14 protein-coding genes are annotated in these 16,860 nt (G+C 44.8%); 7 read left to right on the forward strand and 7 right to left on the reverse strand.

Annotation, left to right across the window (positions count from 1 at the left end; all coding sequences use genetic code 11):
• Positions 1 to 51: 51 nt before the first annotated feature.
• Genes ACFQZI_RS07040 through ACFQZI_RS07050 form a run of 3 tightly spaced genes read right to left on the reverse strand, consistent with a single transcriptional unit; the run spans position 52 to position 4,551 of the window.
• Positions 52 to 1,494, reverse strand: coding sequence for a hypothetical protein (locus ACFQZI_RS07040; protein ID WP_377140311.1), 1,443 nt, complete (start codon positions 1,492 to 1,494; stop codon positions 52 to 54).
• 23 nt (positions 1,495 to 1,517) lie between these two features.
• On the reverse strand, positions 1,518 to 2,780 hold the full coding sequence (locus ACFQZI_RS07045) for an MFS transporter (RefSeq protein ID WP_377140313.1): 1,263 nt from the start codon (positions 2,778 to 2,780) through the stop codon (positions 1,518 to 1,520).
• 31 nt (positions 2,781 to 2,811) lie between these two features.
• Positions 2,812 to 4,551: a thiamine pyrophosphate-dependent enzyme gene (locus tag ACFQZI_RS07050; RefSeq protein WP_377140316.1), complete on the reverse strand. Its 1,740-nt coding sequence runs from the start codon at positions 4,549 to 4,551 to the stop codon at positions 2,812 to 2,814.
• Positions 4,552 to 4,985: 434 nt separating this feature from the next.
• Here ACFQZI_RS07050 and ACFQZI_RS07055 point away from each other — a divergent pair, with 434 nt between their 5' ends.
• From ACFQZI_RS07055 to ACFQZI_RS07065, 3 genes are all read left to right on the forward strand, one after another.
• Complete coding sequence (locus tag ACFQZI_RS07055) at positions 4,986 to 5,942, forward strand: MBL fold metallo-hydrolase (protein ID WP_377140319.1); 957 nt, start codon at positions 4,986 to 4,988, stop codon at positions 5,940 to 5,942.
• 104 nt (positions 5,943 to 6,046) lie between these two features.
• Positions 6,047 to 6,517, forward strand: a complete 471-nt coding sequence (locus ACFQZI_RS07060) for a Dps family protein (RefSeq protein WP_377140322.1) — start codon at positions 6,047 to 6,049, stop codon at positions 6,515 to 6,517.
• Positions 6,518 to 6,677: 160 nt separating this feature from the next.
• Positions 6,678 to 7,724 (forward strand): sensor histidine kinase, encoded by a 1,047-nt coding sequence (locus tag ACFQZI_RS07065; protein ID WP_377140324.1) that lies wholly within the window; start codon positions 6,678 to 6,680, stop codon positions 7,722 to 7,724.
• Between the two features lie 35 nt (positions 7,725 to 7,759).
• On the opposite strand, the gene ACFQZI_RS07070 is transcribed toward ACFQZI_RS07065, so the two are convergent.
• Both ACFQZI_RS07070 and ACFQZI_RS07075 read right to left on the reverse strand, forming a co-directional pair.
• Complete coding sequence (locus tag ACFQZI_RS07070; RefSeq protein WP_377140326.1) at positions 7,760 to 9,364, reverse strand: Na+/H+ antiporter; 1,605 nt, start codon at positions 9,362 to 9,364, stop codon at positions 7,760 to 7,762.
• Between the two features lie 79 nt (positions 9,365 to 9,443).
• Complete coding sequence (locus ACFQZI_RS07075; RefSeq protein WP_377140328.1) at positions 9,444 to 9,752, reverse strand: hypothetical protein; 309 nt, start codon at positions 9,750 to 9,752, stop codon at positions 9,444 to 9,446.
• Between the two features lie 359 nt (positions 9,753 to 10,111).
• Between ACFQZI_RS07075 and ACFQZI_RS07080 the strand changes: the two genes are divergently transcribed.
• Together ACFQZI_RS07080 and ACFQZI_RS07085 are read left to right on the forward strand one after the other, a co-directional pair.
• Entirely contained in the window at positions 10,112 to 10,594 is a 483-nt protein-coding gene (locus ACFQZI_RS07080) for a hypothetical protein (protein ID WP_377140331.1), read from the forward strand.
• Positions 10,595 to 10,867: 273 nt separating this feature from the next.
• Positions 10,868 to 11,812 (forward strand): NADP-dependent oxidoreductase, encoded by a 945-nt coding sequence (locus tag ACFQZI_RS07085; protein WP_377140334.1) that lies wholly within the window; start codon positions 10,868 to 10,870, stop codon positions 11,810 to 11,812.
• A 220-nt stretch (positions 11,813 to 12,032) separates the two neighbouring features.
• On the opposite strand, the gene ACFQZI_RS07090 is transcribed toward ACFQZI_RS07085, so the two are convergent.
• A complete protein-coding gene (locus ACFQZI_RS07090) occupies positions 12,033 to 12,452 on the reverse strand; it encodes a winged helix-turn-helix transcriptional regulator (protein ID WP_377140337.1) in 420 nt (139 codons plus the stop codon).
• 119 nt (positions 12,453 to 12,571) lie between these two features.
• On the opposite strand from ACFQZI_RS07090, the gene ACFQZI_RS07095 reads away from it, so the two are divergent.
• Together ACFQZI_RS07095 and ACFQZI_RS07100 are read left to right on the forward strand one after the other, a co-directional pair.
• Positions 12,572 to 13,408, forward strand: a complete 837-nt coding sequence (locus tag ACFQZI_RS07095) for an enoyl-CoA hydratase/isomerase family protein (protein ID WP_377140339.1) — start codon at positions 12,572 to 12,574, stop codon at positions 13,406 to 13,408.
• Between the two features lie 403 nt (positions 13,409 to 13,811).
• Positions 13,812 to 15,680 carry a glycoside hydrolase family 97 protein gene (locus ACFQZI_RS07100; protein WP_377140341.1) on the forward strand — a complete coding sequence of 623 codons (1,869 nt, stop codon included), beginning with the start codon at positions 13,812 to 13,814 and terminating at the stop codon, positions 15,678 to 15,680.
• Positions 15,681 to 16,245: 565 nt separating this feature from the next.
• Here ACFQZI_RS07100 and ACFQZI_RS07105 read toward each other — a convergent pair.
• Positions 16,246 to 16,764: a hypothetical protein gene (locus ACFQZI_RS07105; RefSeq protein WP_377140344.1), complete on the reverse strand. Its 519-nt coding sequence runs from the start codon at positions 16,762 to 16,764 to the stop codon at positions 16,246 to 16,248.
• Between the last annotated feature and the right edge of the window lie 96 nt (positions 16,765 to 16,860).

A 16,860-nucleotide genomic window follows, 5' to 3' on the forward strand; every position in this document is an offset into this window, starting at 1 on the left:
ATATTCCCTGCAAAATAGTATCGCATTTCAAGTTACGACCGGTATTGCCTGTTAAAGGAATACCTGGGTTGCGATGATAAAGGATCCTTTGGAAAAAGCCTGCCTGTCGCCGATGACGATCGGTCTGGTTTGATATTTCAGGGAGATCCTCGCGTGGTGCCCGTCTAAATAAATGTTCCCGCCAGCACTCCAGTAAGTGAAAGTAGCGTCTTTAAACCTTTCGAATTTTTCTAAGCTGAATTCGCCGAAAGGCTGAAGCCTTGTTGATTTGCCTGAAAATGTTTTTGGAAGCAGGATACCTGCCTGGGTAAACCAAGAAGTTCCTGTTCCGATAAGCGGTGCGGAGTTACCAAACCCGGCCTGGGAGATATTGCCGCTGTAGTTTTGCGCAGCGCTGACATTTTCATTGATAATGGAGCCATAACGCAGATAGTTCGGGCCGAAATTGTAGTGGTAAAAAACAGTGTAACCCGTAAACGCCCAGTTTTTATCTTTTCCGCCAAAAGGCAGGTCGGCGAAAGCATCCACGGCCCAAAGCGTTACCGCGTGTCTTATCAATTCAGAATTTGTTGTGTTTCCGGCCTGTGTAACTGTTCCCTCCGCACTGTTGTAATACCCGGCACCTACATTAAGTACCTTTTTGGTGCCCACATAAGTGCCGGTGAAATATGGCAGCTGGTTGTTTTCGCGCTCAAAAAATTGCCAGGCCGCGTAACCGGTCGTGGCCATTTTACCAGTCGCGTTGTTATCTACCGCAAAGCTGCTGTCGCGGCTGCCTGCCTGAAAAGCGGTTGCAGATGAAAGTACGGTGAAGGGTTTATTCACGGCCCAGCGGTAGCTGACCGGGCCGATATTCCCTTTTACATATACACCTATCTGCCTTGCGAACTGGTCCGAAAGATCTACAAGCGGCCAGTTATAAAGCGGAACATCTACTGCTAAATAATTTGCTGAGCCTGCAGAGGTCATCCTGCTTACCCCGTTCCAGTAATGCAGACCTGTCCCGATATAGACAGATGCAGGATTCGCTTTACCGTTGCCGGGATTCTTATCAGGAATTATGGCGTACTCGTTCCACAGGTCATGTAAATAAAGCGCAGGCTTTTTACCCAGCGTGCCCGAAAAAGCGGGGCCACCGTTACCAGTATTTCCGCCGCCGGCCGACCCGCCGGAAGAAAAGGCCTGGTTATCAATGCCAATATCGGCCAGTATCAGATAACGGGGTGATAGCTGGCTATAGGTTACAAACCTGAATTGCCGCAGGCTAAAGTCTGACCAGTTATTCTTGGCAACGCCGTTGATCGCTGTTCCGGGGTTGGCAGATGTCCGCCGGGCCCAGAAAGTTGCCCAGGTCATAAACCTGATGTATTTTTTACCTGTCGAATCAAGTCTCACGGTCATTCCGTCTTTGTAATCGGGGGAGCCCCCCTGCGCAAATATCGCCTGGCTGTAACAGCAGCAGATAATGCAAAAGGATAATTTAAACAGTTTCACGGTTTCGGTTTTTTTTGAATGGCTTATAATGCTTGCTTATTTCCTTTGGCTGCACTGCCGGTCTCCCTGATGACAAAGCTGAACAACAGTGCTGCCGCAATCACTAACAACATAAAACCGCCTGCATTTCTGAAATGTGCAGTCTGGTCTGCTGACGTTAGGAGGTCTTTACCGTACTTTGACGCAAATACCGGCCCCAGGAATGCGGTGATACTGAAGGTTAAAAAGTTGATAGCGCCGGTAGCGCTTCCTTTCACCTCATCAGGGTTGGCCTCTTTTATGATCGTGTAGGGGATCATGGCCGCACCTGATGCAATCCCAAATACCAGCATGCTGAAAATGGAGGGCAGCAGGGCAGGAGCGAATACCAACTGGGCAAAACTGAGCAGCATAAGGACGATGCCGCCGGTAAGAACCGGTTTTCTGCGGCCTATCCGGTCTGATAGCCAACCCAGTAAAGGGCAGCCTATTACCCAGCCCAGCGGAACCATGGAGCAGGTGAGCACGGCATCGGCATACGTATAATTTCTGTCGTGCTGAAAGAAGGCCACGCCCCAGGTCATGGCAAAAATGGTTGTAGGGGCAAACAGCAGACCTGACAATAATCCGCTCAAATAGGTTTGCAGGTTCCTGAATACTATTTTATAAGGATCAATAATATTGACAATTCCTGTATTTTGCTCTTTGCTTTTGTCTTCCGGCGGGGTGGTAAAATAGAGCATCAGGGCAACTACGGCGCAGGCGATGCCTATGCCTATCCAAAAAACATCGAGTCCAAGCCCGTTGTGTATAAAGGGACCGACCACGAACTGGCCGGCAGAGCCCCCGAGCATACCGATACATTGCGTTACGCCAATTGCAGTTGCGATATATTTGGCGGAAAAACCGTGTGAAGCAAGATATACACAGCCGGTAAATGCAAATGCTGAGCCCGCCCCCTGCATCATCCGGCCGATATCTCCCGCAATGACCATTGGTATGGCGAACAAAATGCATCCGGCCGCTAAAATTGCGGTGCCGATGGCTACGGGCCATTTTGCACCGTAGCGGTCAAGCGCTATACCTGCTATGAGGCTGGTGGCAGCGTAAGTATAATAATACGTACCCAGGATTGTGCTTACACCGAGCTGATTGACGTGAAATGTTCTGGTCAGTTCTGCGATCATTACCGCAGGCGAGGACCTGATAACATATTCAAGGAAATAGAAAAGTAAGCCAAATAGCCAGGCGATGATAAATTTCTTTTCGACGCTTTTGGCACTTATCGGTTTTGCGATGTTATTCATGGTTATTTTGCTAAAGGAAAGTTTCGCAGGACTAATCAGCCAGTTCTTTCAGATGTTTATAGTTTGATTTTACCGTGTCTAATACTTCAATGAATTTCCCGCCAAGCATCAGCTTGGTCATTGATACGGCCATGCCTTCAGCCATTTTCAATTCTATTTTAGGCGGCATAGCCAATGCATTAGGGTCTGTGAACACATTCACCAGGACGGGCCCGTTGTAAAGAAACGCTTCCTGAAGGCCGTTCGCGAGACGTTCCGGATCGTGAATAGAGATGTTTTTAATGCCCATTGATTCGGCAACCATTGCAAAATCAGGGTTGACCATATCTGTCTGAAAATCCATCAGCCCCTGTACTTCCATCTCCAGTTTTACCATTCCGAGCGAACGGTTGTTGAACACGATCATTTTGACAGGGAGGTTATATTGTTTAATCGTAGCCAGGTCACCAAGCAGCATGGAAATACCACCGTCGCCGCACATGGCCACCACCTGCCTTTCCGGACAGGCAAACGCAGCGCCGATAGCATGGGGGATGGCGCTTGCCATGGAACCATGGATAAAAGAACCGAGCATGTGGCGTTTCCCGGTTGACCTGATGTACCTGGCGCCCCAAACGCAGCACATACCCGTATCTACCGTAAATATGGCGTCATCCGCAGCCAGTTTATCCAGTTCGGCAGCTACAGCTTCAGGATGGATGGCATCATGTTTACCTTTATCTTTGACGTAGGTCGTCAAATGCTCTTTTACTCTTTCATAAATATGCAGCTGGGCATCCAGGAAACTGCTGTCTGTTTTCTCATTTATCAGGGGCAGCAATGCTTGCAGGCTTGACAGGATATCACCATGTAAACCCATGGTCAGCTTTGCGCGCCTGCCCAGTTTTTCCGGATTCGTGTCTATCTGTATAAGGATCTTGTCCTGAGGGATGAAAGGTACATAAGGAAAATCGGTTCCCAGCAGCAGCACAATGTCGCTTTCATGCATGCTGTGATAAGCTGAAGGGAGGCCGAGCAGGCCGGTCATACCCACCTCATTCGGGTTATTATGCTGAATACCCATTTTGCCTCTGAAAGAGTATCCTACCGGGGATTTTAATTTTGCGGCAAGTTCGACAACTTCGTCATGTGCTTCCGCTGCACCAATACCGCAAAAGATGCAGATCTTAGGGTGTTTGTTGATCAGCGCGGCAAGCTTATTCAGTTCGTCAGCCGCCGGTATGATCGCTGCTTTGGTAAAATAGTTTTCATCTGATGATACATTGGCAACCGCCTTAAGCGCAGCCACGTCGCCAGGTAAACCCAACACAGCCACACCTTTACGGTGTACGGCATGCTGAATAGCTGCCTGCGCCATTCTTGGCAGCTGAGCAGCTGTAGCGGCTATCTGGTTATAATTACTGCAGTCGTCAAAAAGCCTGATGGTATTTGTTTCCTGAAAGTATTCAGTCCCGAATTCGTGCGTAGCGCAGGTAGACGCGATGGCAAGCACCGGGGAGCCTGAACGATGGGCATCGTAGAGTCCGTTGATAAGGTGCACGTGGCCCGGGCCGCTGCTGCCCGCACAGCACGCAAGTCCGTTAAGTTCTGCTTCTGCGGCTGCTGCAAATGCACCGGCCTCCTCATGGCGCACATGCACCCACTGCAATGCCGGTTCTTTTCTTACGGCATCATTTAATTCATTCAGGCTATCACCTGTTACGGCGTAGATGCGTTTAATACCCGCATTTACTAACATGCTCACTAATTGCTCTGCTACTTTTTTTGACATGGTCTTTGTTTTTAATGGTAGGATATGATCGATATTTCAGTTGACACAGCGTGCTGCTCCTCTTATATCAATGCGTTTTTTAATCTTGCTGACCGATCAGGAGTCTGATTTTGACCTGCGGTAAGCTTTTGCCGTACACCCTGTGTTGAACAGGACGGAGCGCGATTGATATTTCCGGACATGACAAAAGTAGCGCGGCTCCCGGCCCGGAAAAATGTATCGAAAACCGTTTTTATGGTACAGACAACGAAAACATCCTATTCCCGACAGTCTCTTAGGTGTCAATGGGTGCGCCACCTTTATAATGTTGATGTGCATTTTATATGCCCGGAATAAAACCGGAAGGTCTGAAATTTATATGTACCATAAATTGCTGCAAGCATCCATAGCCGGGCACATAAAAGGCCATAATTTTGGTATCAAACCCAATTAGAATGGAAACAAATACAAATCAATTGAACCGCAGGCAGTTTATAACTTCAGCGGGTCTGCTTTCAGGAATGTTAATGCTGGCACCCGGTGACCTTTTTGCACAAAAAGGCAGCCCGGTAACGATGATCATTGAAGAGGCAAGGAAATCGGCTGTAAAAGCAACGAAATTAAGGGGCAACCTTACTTTGCTGGAAGGATCAGGCGGAAATATCATTTTATCGGCCGGAGAAAAAGGTAATCTGATGGTTGATGCGGGCATTGATGTTTCCAGGGAAAAGATAAAGGCAAAAATCGCAGAGATCAATCAAGTGCCTTTGCAGCTGCTGATCAATACCCACTGGCATTTTGATCACGCCAGCGGTAATGAATGGTTAAATAAAGACGGTGCTCAAATCATAGCCCACAAAAATACGGCGAAGTGGCTCGGGCAGACGACAAGGGTAGATGACTGGAATTATACTTTTCCGCCGGCACCTGCCAATGCCGTTCCCTCAAAAGTATTTGATCAGGAATATGAACTCACTTTTGAAGATCAGGTGATCAGGTTGAAGCACTATGCACCGGCCCATACGGACAGCGATATTTCTGTTTACTTTCCTGATACCGATACCCTGCACGTGGCCGATACCTGGTGGAACGGCTATTACCCTTTCATAGATTATAACACCGGCGGAAGCATACAGGGCATGATCAAAGCGGCTGATGAAAACGTTAAAACAGCATCTGAAAATACACTTGTCGTGCCGGGACACGGCCCCATCGGTAAAAAAGCTGATCTGCTGCGTTACCGGGATATGCTGGTAAATATCGAGACGATCGTGGCAAAATTAAAGAAGAGCGGGATGCCATTAACAGATGTCATCAATGCCCGACCTACCAAGGCGTACGATGAACAATGGGGCAAATTTGTTATCGGGCCTGATTTTTTTACGGCTTTAGTTTACAAAGGACTTGATTAAAACGGCGTTTGCTGTAATCCCATTTAAATCATAACAAAGATCAAATAAAAGTGGTGTCAAAAATTTCGCATAGTTACGAGATCGACCGGCGCCCGTAAACCGATATGAAAACAAACATTGGAATCCCTCAGAACTTCATGGGCGAAATTGCTCATGAACTTAATCATCTGCTTGCTGATGAATTTTTGCTTTATACGAAAACTAAAAATGCCCACTGGAATGTGGAAGGTCCTGATTTTCACAGTATGCATGTGTTCTTCGAGTCGCAGTTCGAGCAGCTGGATGAAATTATTGACAGCATTGCAGAACGCGTCCGTTCCCTAGGGCATTTCGCACCGGCTACCTTAAAGGGTTTTCTCGAGCTTACCCGCCTTACAGAACAGTCCAGAGAACAGAATAGCAGTTCGGGATTTATAAAAGAGCTGCTGAACGATCATGAAAGTATCATTATACGGCTGCGTGCAATGGTGCCTTCTTTTATTGATAAATGGCAGGATGCAGGAAGTTCCGATTTTGTAACCGGTCTGATGGAAACACATGAAAAAATGGCGTGGATGCTTCGCGCTCATCTTTAAACGGACAAAGGGTGATCCTTAAACTACACAATTGTAACTTATGAATTGGTTTTGAGGTGGTTATTTCCGAGCCGGGTGTTCAAAGTCTGCTATCTTTGCATAACTCCCGAATATAATTCACCTCAAAGCCAATATTCCTTTAAGTAATTTAACCATCATAATGCAGCAAACTGCAAAACATTTGACCCGTACCGATGTCCAAAAAGGGCATTGGGATTTTGATCTTGTAAACAAACGCCTGAAGATATGTCCGGATTGTAAAAGTCTGCTGGACTTGGGGGGTAACCGGATCAGGATGAGCGACATATTTGCACTTTTACAAAGTGCGCAAACCATAACCCTTTTAAGAGCATACCGTTTTGCATTGCAGCAGAATGAAGGTATAGACCTCAAACTATGTATTACGGCGCCCCAGGGCCAGACGAAATGGATCAGAGTAACAGGTGTTTTGAGCTACTTGCAGTGGGGCAGACCGGAGAAATTAGTAGGCATGGTTGAAAATATAACGCAAAAGGTTGCAGAGGACTCGATGGGACTGGCCGTTGTAAATCATGAGTTAAGGGGACCGCTCACCATAGTTAAGCTGAACACGCAAAGGGTCATCAGGATGCTTGCACGGAAACAGGATCTCGAAACCCTAAAACTGCTGCAAAATGTAGACGGACATATCAATGGGATCACTCAGACGCTTGACGATTATCTTACTTACGATCCGGATGAGTACCGCTCGCGCAGGAATAATTTTAGTGTATTTGACTTGAATTCCTTGTTACAGGAAATTATACAGGATGTGCGGACCGTACATGGCACCTACCGCTTCACGATCAATCATGCCGGGGCGCTGATGGTGCGCGCAGACAGATATAAGATTTTGCAGGTAATGATCAACTTTATCACAAATGCAGTTAAATTTTCACCCGAGGCCTCTACGGTCTCAGTTCAAATATCGAAGAAGGGGCAGCAGACCGTGGTAAGTGTAAAAGATCAGGGCACCGGTGTTCCGGAGGGGCAGGAACAACTGATCTTTAATAAATTTCATCACAGCAAAGACAAAAGTTTCAAACAGCGTATGAGCAAAGGTTTAGGTCTTTACCTTGTAAAGGAAATAATAGAAAGCCACCGCGGGTCTGTAAAGGCAGAGCGTTGCCCGACCGGCGGATCCGTTTTTTACTTTACGCTGCCGATTTACGGGCAGCAGGAGATCTGACCATGCAGTAAGGTTTAAAGGCCGGTTGTTTGATTTTATCTTTCCAATATCCTTGCTTCGTTAAAATCTATCTGCTTTTCCTCTCTTCTCAAAAGTTCATCGCTGAATGATTTTTCCTTTTTTAGCTGATAAAGTGCCTGCCGCTGTTGCCGGTAGATGTCTTTAAGAACGTTATTATATTGATCGATCTCCTTTTTGCCGCTAACTCCGCAAGTCATGCATCTGAGATGCTCCGCGGCCTGCGCCATCAAGTGTTCCAGTTCCGTTTTATATCCGTTAACCAGTTCGTTGCCTTCACATTCCAAAGCGTATTTATCCTGGAGGATGGCCAGAGATACCCTGGTTAGATGCAATTGTATTTCTGCAAGTTGCTGGTCTTCGGCTGTATCCGTATCCGTATTTTTTAATTTAAGGCCTTTTATGATCCATGGTAAACTGAGCCCCTGGAAAATCAGAGTGACAAGTATCACGACAAAGCTGATAAAAACGATCAGCTCTCTTTGCGGAAATGACCGACCGTCGTCTGTCAGGGTTGGAAGCGAAAGTGCGGCGGCAAGTGAAACCACACCGCGCATTCCGGCCCATCCGATGACAAATACACTCCTCCAGTCCCATTGCGGCTCAGTTGTCCGGAGGCTTTTGAATAACCGGCGCGGAAGGAACGTAGCCGTATAGATCCACAACATTCGGATAACTATAACAACAACTGCGATCGTGAAACTATATTTCAAAGCTTCTGATAAAGAACGGGTACCCATGCTTTTTACGATTCCGGGCAATTGAAGGCCTATCATTATAAACACCAGTCCGTTCATGATGATAATAAGGGTGGACCATACGCTGATCACCTGCAGCCGGCTTTGGCCATTCATGAAAATTTCGTGGGAGCGGTAAGAAAGAAACAAACCTCCGCTTACAACGGCCATTACGCCGGAGAAATGAAATTCTTCAGCAGTGAGATAGATAAAGTAGGGTGTGATCAGGGTGAAGACAGCGTCGATACTGGCTGTTGTAGGCAAATACCTGTGGATAGCATACATCACGTATGCTACTGCAAGGCCGGTTAGAATACCCATTAGTGTCACCACGAAAAAATTACTCAGGGCATGGTCAAATGAGAAATTACCTGTTATCACTGCGGCCAGTGCGAATTTCAGAATGATAAGGCCTGATGCATCGTTCATCAGGCTTTCTCCTTCAAGGATGGCGGTAATTCGTTTTGGAATCTTCAGGTGTTTCAGTATCAATGTTGAAGCAATAGCGTCGGGCGGTGAAATAATGCCGCCAAGTACGAATCCCAGCGCTAACGTGAAACCCGGAATGGTAAATTCAGACACTATGGCTACTATGCCGGAGGTGAATATCACGAGGCCAACAGATAACAGACTTATCGGTCCTCTCCATTTCCACAGATCATTCCATGAGGTATACCAGGCGGCTTCGAAAAGAAGTGGCGGGAGAAAGATAAGAAATATGAGGTCCGGATCAATCGATATTTCCGGTATGCGGGGGATATAGCCCATCAGCAGACCCGCGATCACAAGAAAAACCGGATAGGCGATCCTGATCTTTTGAGCGAGCATAATCAGCAATACTACTGCCGCAAGCAACAGGATATACTGCAACAAAATATAGTGCATGATAACAGTGATTTGATTTCAGGCGAAACGTAAGCAAAACTGAAGGAAATCATTCTTTTATCGTTTCGTTTAGCTTAGTTCAATTGATGAATGAGGATGACTGTGCGATTGCACCAAAATGGATAAAATCCAATAATAGTATTCCTTTCTCTCCGCATTCAGATTCGACTACGTATACATATTTATATTGCCCGAAAAAATCATCATATACCTGGTCAACCAGCGTAACAGAAGTGCTTTCCATTATAAATACATAATTATTCTGCAGACAAAAAAGCTGAAAGGCGGGTGTTAATACGAAGTCGTGATCGTAACCCTTCCGGTGCAATTCGGTAACGCGCTTCGTAAGCGCCCGGTTGGCTTTTGGTGAATCTGTTACGTTGTGCATGGCTGATTGAATATGAAAAGCCTTTTGAAATAATTGTGCCTTTTTTTAAATTATTGATATACAGTTGATTATTGAATTTTTTAATTTGTTAACAGGCGATATTTCGTTGTTGTCTGATCTGCTGTATTAAATATCGCTTTGGTTGAAATTTAAAGGCAGGCGGCAGAAAGACTGCATATATTCAGCAACGGTTATCCAAAATGATCTCGTATTTAAAAGTCTGGTATACAGGTATGCACTGTTTTTTCTTAGCAGCGATGTAGCGCGGCCCGGCACTTTGGCGTAATTATGGTTAAATCAATTTCCAACGGAAGTCGATTTGCGGGTAGTTAATTATTCATCATTAAATAAGTAAAAAAATGATTCGTCGCTATATGATCATTGCTGCAGGAATTGTATTGGCATCCTGCCACAGTCCAAAGCATGTTACACGGGAAAAGGGATACGAATATCTGAACGAGGCTGCTCAGCTGAAGGTAAGGTTTGATGCCCCGGCAATGAAATCGGGCAACCGTGTTCCTGTGCTATTTACTGTAACCAATCCAACCGGTAAACCATTGCGTTTTTTAAGATGGGAAACGCCGTTTGAACCGCGTATAGGTAAATATTTTGAGATCAAAGACCGTCTGGGCAACGAGGCGTCTTTTCAGGGGGCGATGGCCAGGCGGATAATGCCGCCGCCCGAAAGCGCCTTTATCACTGTTCCGGCACACGATTCTGTCAAAACAACTATGGATCTGGCGGCAATTTATAAGCTTACACCTGGCCGGTATACCGTTTCTTATAACGGAGGCGGTGTGAGCGGGCTCAGAGCGGGTAACAGGTTTTCTGTCTCGTTATGATAGATTATCAGACCGGAAATAAAGGTGATACCGGGAAGGCGCCGTCTAATATTTTACGCTGCAGCGGTCTGTCATTGATGATATCATATATTAGATTTCCTTCAGGCTGATGAATCATCCGTATTCATTTTCTGATTATTCACAAGATCGCTCAGGCGATCAAGTCATTTTTGAATTTACTGGAGGAGGCTGGCATCTGCTGATTTGAGAAGAACATGACAAACCATATGAAGACGCCAGAGTGTTATCATAAACAGGTTTAAATATCCCGTCATGGAAAATAATCAAAAGAAGATCTACCGGGCAGTACGCTATGATAAATTCGGCGGTACTGATGTTTTATATATTAAAGAAGAGATCTTGAACGCGCCGAAGGCCGGAGAGGTAAAGATAAATGTTAGGGCCGCTTCCATAAACCCGGGCGAGAGTGCTATCCGTGAGGGAAAAATGGAAAAGATGTTTCCCTCGGCATTTCCCTCCGGCCAGGGCAGTGATTTTGCCGGCGTAGTTGCCGAAGCGGGAGAGGGAGTTAAGGATTTCAAGCCGGGTGATGAAGTGATAGGATTCAGCAATGACAGGAACAGTCAGGCAGATACAGTTATCGTCAGCCGGGATCAGTTAACCTTCAAACCGCATTCCGTGCCCTGGGAACAGGCAGGCAGTCTGTTTGTTGTCGGCGGTACAGCTTACGCGGCGGTGCGCTCCGTAACTTTAAAAAAAGGCGATATCCTCGTCCTTTCAGCAGCCGCAGGAGGCGTGGGCAGCGTGATCGTACAACTGGCTAAGCAAATCGGCGTTAGGGTGATCGGCCTGGCAGGAAAAGCTAACCATGACTGGCTCAAGGCGCAGGGGGCTATCCCGGTTGAACATGGTGAAGGCGCGGAACAGGGAATAATCGCTGCGCTTGACGGAAAGAAAGCCGATGCCCTTATCGACTGTTTTGGCAGCGGTTATGTAGAATTGGGTATTAAACTCGGAATTGAGCCTGACCGCATCAATACTGTTATCGATTTTGAAGCGGCGAAGCGTTTCGGCACCAAGACAGAGGGCTTGAGCAGCGCCTCTACTGCTGGTGTCCTCACCGAACTGGCCAAGATGATGGCAGCAGGCAAACTGGAGATCCCGGTAGCTAGAACTTATCCGCTGACAGAGGTTAAAGCAGCTTACAATGAACTCGAAAAACGCCATACTCATGGAAAGATCGTGCTGATCCCTTAGCAATCAATCATTACTATATCTGCCGTAAAACGCAACTAAACACACGCAAATGAATTTTTTGCATACAACGGTACTTGCCTGCAATAAACAGGGGCCGGTGTGATGGATATTCTGCGCCTGTTTATTTTCTGATCTGGCTTGAAATGGTATAAGAGTTTCTAAGGCCTTACGGTGAGCTTTGAAAGAATTCATGGGCAGAGGTTTTAATAACCTGTTTGTTTCAGCTACCGGTTTCTGCTTTCAATTTGTCCATTAGATTCTGTAAAAATTCGGTTTTATCTTTTTTGACCGTTTCAAGAACTGATTTCCACTCTGCAGAAAGATCAAAATATTTTTCTGCCCACAAACTCATTTCGATCATCGTAGGAAGTAATTCAATTCCCTTTTCGGTCAGGGTGTAAAGTACGCTCGATTTATTGCCCGGATGTGCTTGTTTCTTTATTATTTTGCTGTCTTCGAGTTTTACAAGCTTAGCTGCTAATATGTTCGTGGCAATGCCTTCAGATGATTTGAGGAAATCCCCGTACGTGCATTTTTTTTTGTACATGAGGTCCCGAACAATAAGTAATGACCATTTATCACCAAGGATTTCCAGCGTATTACTAACCGGACAGTCGGATCTTTTCTTATTTTCTTTCATAAAATTTAAATAGTCTTTTTTTTCTGAATCATATGGCATATTTTTAGTGCTTGCAAAATGCAAGTTCTTGTGTTTGTTCCGACAAATACAAGCTTTCTTTCATGAATAATACAGTTACAATGAGAACATACAGATTCATTCAAATAGAAAAAATTAATGCGCAGGTCACAAATGTAATATATGATAACCCGCCGGTAAATTTAATTCGTCCCGAAACAGTTTCTGAGCTTATGGATGTCATAACAGATTTATATGAGGATGAAAACCTAAAAGTTGCCATATTTTCCAGCAGAACGAATGATTATTTTTATAACCATTTTGACTTGTCAAAGTTCAGCGAATTCCCTGTATCGGAAACCGTAGAAAACAATCCACTATGGACTGAGATCATTTTAAAATTGTCTGAAGCGCCTTTTGTAAGTATTGCTGTGATCAAGGGCCGAACCAGGGGTGGTGGTAACGAACTTGCCTTAGCGATGGACCTGAGATATGCAAGTAAAGAAAAAGCATACTTTGGCCAGCCTGAAGTAGGTACAGGTATTTTACCTGGGGGCGGGGGAGCAGAATGGCTCCCACGATTTATCGGGCGCGACAGAGCGTTCGAAGCAATCCTGACCGGTATAGATTACGATGCAGAGGCCGCGGAAAGATATGGATGGATAACAAGAGCACTTCCGGATGATGAACTTGACGGTTTTGTATTAAATATTGCTGAGCGGCTGGCATCTTTTGACAAACAGGCACTTTCAAAAGCGAAATCTCAGATCAATCGCGGATCGTTGCCTCCGCATAAAGACTTCCTTAAATCTTACACAGAATTTGCTGAATCTATGACCTGGCCTTCCTTATCAAGGAAGTTCAAAAGTCTTGCGGTACTTGCAGGGCAGGTAGGCGGCGGGGAGTTAGAGAAAAATCTGGGTTACTATTTAGGAATAAAGGAAAAAGGTTCGTTTTAAACTTATCAGCGGTCCTGTCCGGCTTTTAACTAATGATATCAATTCAAAATTTGTTAAACAGTGTTTCGTAAGTCGTACACCACGCTCACAAATAGCGAGTTGATTACCTTATTTAACAGACAGGACCGCGTCGCATTTTCTGAGATATTTAACAGGCACTGTGGTAATGTCCGAACTTTAATTTTCTGATCATGGTGTTTGTTTATATAATCTATCCTGCATGCTGATATCCAGTGCAATGTTGATAAAACCGGCCTCCACTTGCCTTCGGTTTCAGGGATTTTTTTGGAGGCTGTCTTACACAATTTGGAACAGTTTCGCCATCCTAACAGAACAATTTAAATGGAATTTAAAGATCGGTTAGCAAGCTATGTTTGTAATATTGAAAAACCTATAATTGTTAATGAAATTGAGAGCACTAAATATTTTATTATTATTTCCACTTTTACTACAAGCACAAAGCATTTATACCGGAGGTTCTGGCAGTCCGGCATCCATTAAATTTCCGATGGTTATCACATCGCCAAACAATAAATTACAATTAAAACTTAATTATAAAACAGGCGACGGCTTAAATTATTCGTTTACAGCCAATTCAAAAACAATGATCGTAAATTCAAGGCTGGGTGTAAGCGGTGTTGGCGAGCCTTTGCCCACGAGGGTGTCGCGACATTCAGTAAGGTCAGTTTGGAAACCGGTTTGGGGAAAACGAGCCCTTGTGCCAGAGTATTACAATGAATTGACCTTAGACCTGAAAACTTATAAAGTAATTTTCAGGGCCTATAATGATGGTATTGCTTTTAAATACATTTCACCCAAAAAAAGCGGGATCAGTGATCTTACTCAATTTAATTTCAGCGGCAATTACACGGCATGGTATTACAATGGTGAGCACGCTAACATTGGACCCGAGAAATTAGCAGATTGCGACGATAAACGTTTACCGGTAATGACAGTCAAGGTAGACAATAATAGTTATCTTGCCATTCATGAAGCTGATTTATCGTCGGGTGAGCCGATGGTGCTCCAATCTAAAAAGGGGGAAACCTTATTTTCGATTGCTTCTCAACCTAACGATGCCTGGAAGGTGCTTATGTATGGTACAAAAGCCAGCGAACTGGTTGATTCGCATATTATCGAACTATTGAACCCTCCGTCATCGAAAAACATGGATTATTCGTGGGTAAAGCCTGGAGTTGCTGTTTGGGATTGGCGGATCGCAGGCGCACAGGTCGGTGGCTTTAAATATGATATGTCGCTTCCTTCCTGGAAAAGAATGGTAGACTTTGCAGCTGCTAATAATATTCGATATCTGGCGCTTGATGCCGACTGGTACGGCCCCGAGTTCGGGAAGGAATCAGATCCGCTGAAAGGGGGGAAAGTAGCCCAGGTACACGAAATAATATGCTATGGGAAATCGAAAAACGTGGGCATCTGGTTATACTTAAATGATGTTGGCGGGCGCCAGTTTCCGATCGAGCAAACCTTGAAGCAATACAGTGATTGGGGCGCTGCAGGTATAAAATACGGATTTATGTCCGGAACCCCTGCTGAAAAGAATGAGCGAACACGCATGATAACTGAAGTATGTGCTAAAAATCACCTGTTATGCGATTTCCATGATGGCCCGGTCCATCCTTATGGACAGATGCGCACTTTTCCTAACGCTGTTACACGCGAGTTCTGCCAGGCACAGCTTGATGGTGCCACAGTTCTTGAACCCAGGACATTTGTAACTTCAGTATTCGTAAACATGCTTGCCGGTCCGCTTGATATGAATAATGGTCTTGCCGATCTTAATCAAAAAGGAAGGACCCATGCACCAACGTACCCGACCAATACGACCTTGGCAGCTGAGGCCGCTCGTACCTTGATTACGTTTTCCGGTGTTACGGTCATCCCCGATATTCCGGAAAACTATAACAAGCATCCCGAGATACTTCAATTTATCGCTGCGCAAAAAATGCCCTGGCTTGAAAGTAAAACCATTAAAGGGGAAATAGGCGAATATATAGTTATGGCGCGGCAAGCTGCCGATAAAACTTGGCTTATTGGCGTAGCTACCAATGAAAACGCGCGGGAATTAGATATACCACTTTCCTTCTTAAAAAAGGGTAAATACCATGTAACGATTATCCAAGATGGCGATAATGCAGATTATCATACCAACAATGAAAGTTATAAGGTTTCTCAAAGGAACGTCGAAACGAAAGATATCATTCATGTAAATCTTGCACCTGGGGGTGGCGCCTGTATCATATTAAAACAATAATTACAAACATAATTGATGTTTGCATAAACTGTAAAGACACGATCTTGGTAATTGATATAACTTGATACGAGCGTTTGAGTTTTTTCTTATATTCTAAATCTTTACTTTATAAAAGGAAAATCTGTTTTGGAAATAATCAATTTTTCAAGGCTTGAGTATTTTCCCAATCCTTGTTCCTAAACTTTTGCAACCCTGCAATCATTTAGTTCTATATCAAATTAACGAATTTCTCGATGAAAATTGCTTTTAATATTTTCAGCTGTCAGACGTAAATTTCTTCCCTGACGACTGGTCCTGAAACGGGATATTCATCTCCAATTATCCAACTTTAAACTCATTCAAGATCTTAAGTTGATCTACCAAGTGGTTCGGATTATATCCACTCTGGGAGCAAATGCCATCAAAGTAAAATTTGATGGCATTTTTTTATAACGATGTTAATTTATGGTATTTATCGGCTAACCGCTTCCGATAATTTCCAAATACAGTTCTTTTACAGCACAAAACCATTTAGCCTTTTAATGGTGAAGTTTTTACTATCTGGCAGATAGTTTATTGACTTTTTTTATTGCCTGATCAACCATGGCGTTTTGCCTTTCGGCCCGTACCATTCAAAAGTGCTTAGTGTTGTGGTGATCTTGGCGGCTGTAAATTCATAAGGATCAACGTATAATGTTTTTCCGTCTGCTGAAAGCACACCATAATACGGGATATCATAAATTTCACTCAATGTGGGGTGCGCTCCAAAAAATGTGATACGTGAGCCATCTTGTTTGTAATATGCCCTATGGCGTAAAGACTGGCCGCCAGTGGCATATATTGCTTTTCCGTTTTGGGTATATAAGGTTTGCCCTGGTATAGTTTCACTTGGATTAAGAAACATAATAGCGTTCACATCCGGAAACCATTCGGGGTGTTCAGGCTGCTCCCAGGTACCTACAATGCTGGGCGCATCTTTAGGAAATAATTTCATATCAATCATAGATATGATGGGTGAAGTACCACCTGTTATCTTTGACTTATCGGCCGAGATGGTATACACCTGCGGCGAATTGAATTGCTCATCGCCCGGCAGATCAAACATTATAGTAACCTGAGTTTGGCCTGGGCATCCTCCTCAACCTTGGTTATTTTGCCGTGCACATCACCCCGGCGACATACACTTAGCGTTAAGTGCGAC

The sequence above is a fragment of the Mucilaginibacter lutimaris genome, assembly GCF_042676625.1.
GTDB lineage: Bacteria > Bacteroidota > Bacteroidia > Sphingobacteriales > Sphingobacteriaceae > Mucilaginibacter > Mucilaginibacter lutimaris.

Coding starts and splice junctions, on each gene's coding strand:
- ACFQZI_RS07045 (WP_377140313.1), bottom strand. CDS start 2,780: ATGAATAACATCGCAAAACCGATAAGTGCCAAAAGCGTCGAAAAGAAA.
- ACFQZI_RS07050 (WP_377140316.1), bottom strand. CDS start 4,551: ATGTCAAAAAAAGTAGCAGAGCAATTAGTGAGCATGTTAGTAAATGCG.
- ACFQZI_RS07055 (WP_377140319.1), top strand. CDS start 4,986: ATGGAAACAAATACAAATCAATTGAACCGCAGGCAGTTTATAACTTCA.
- ACFQZI_RS07060 (WP_377140322.1), top strand. CDS start 6,047: ATGAAAACAAACATTGGAATCCCTCAGAACTTCATGGGCGAAATTGCT.
- ACFQZI_RS07065 (WP_377140324.1), top strand. CDS start 6,678: ATGCAGCAAACTGCAAAACATTTGACCCGTACCGATGTCCAAAAAGGG.
- ACFQZI_RS07070 (WP_377140326.1), bottom strand. CDS start 9,364: ATGCACTATATTTTGTTGCAGTATATCCTGTTGCTTGCGGCAGTAGTA.
- ACFQZI_RS07075 (WP_377140328.1), bottom strand. CDS start 9,752: ATGCACAACGTAACAGATTCACCAAAAGCCAACCGGGCGCTTACGAAG.
- ACFQZI_RS07080 (WP_377140331.1), top strand. CDS start 10,112: ATGATTCGTCGCTATATGATCATTGCTGCAGGAATTGTATTGGCATCC.
- ACFQZI_RS07085 (WP_377140334.1), top strand. CDS start 10,868: ATGGAAAATAATCAAAAGAAGATCTACCGGGCAGTACGCTATGATAAA.
- ACFQZI_RS07090 (WP_377140337.1), bottom strand. CDS start 12,452: ATGAAAGAAAATAAGAAAAGATCCGACTGTCCGGTTAGTAATACGCTG.
- ACFQZI_RS07095 (WP_377140339.1), top strand. CDS start 12,572: ATGAGAACATACAGATTCATTCAAATAGAAAAAATTAATGCGCAGGTC.
- ACFQZI_RS07100 (WP_377140341.1), top strand. CDS start 13,812: ATGAAATTGAGAGCACTAAATATTTTATTATTATTTCCACTTTTACTA.
- ACFQZI_RS07105 (WP_377140344.1), bottom strand. CDS start 16,764: ATGTTTGATCTGCCGGGCGATGAGCAATTCAATTCGCCGCAGGTGTAT.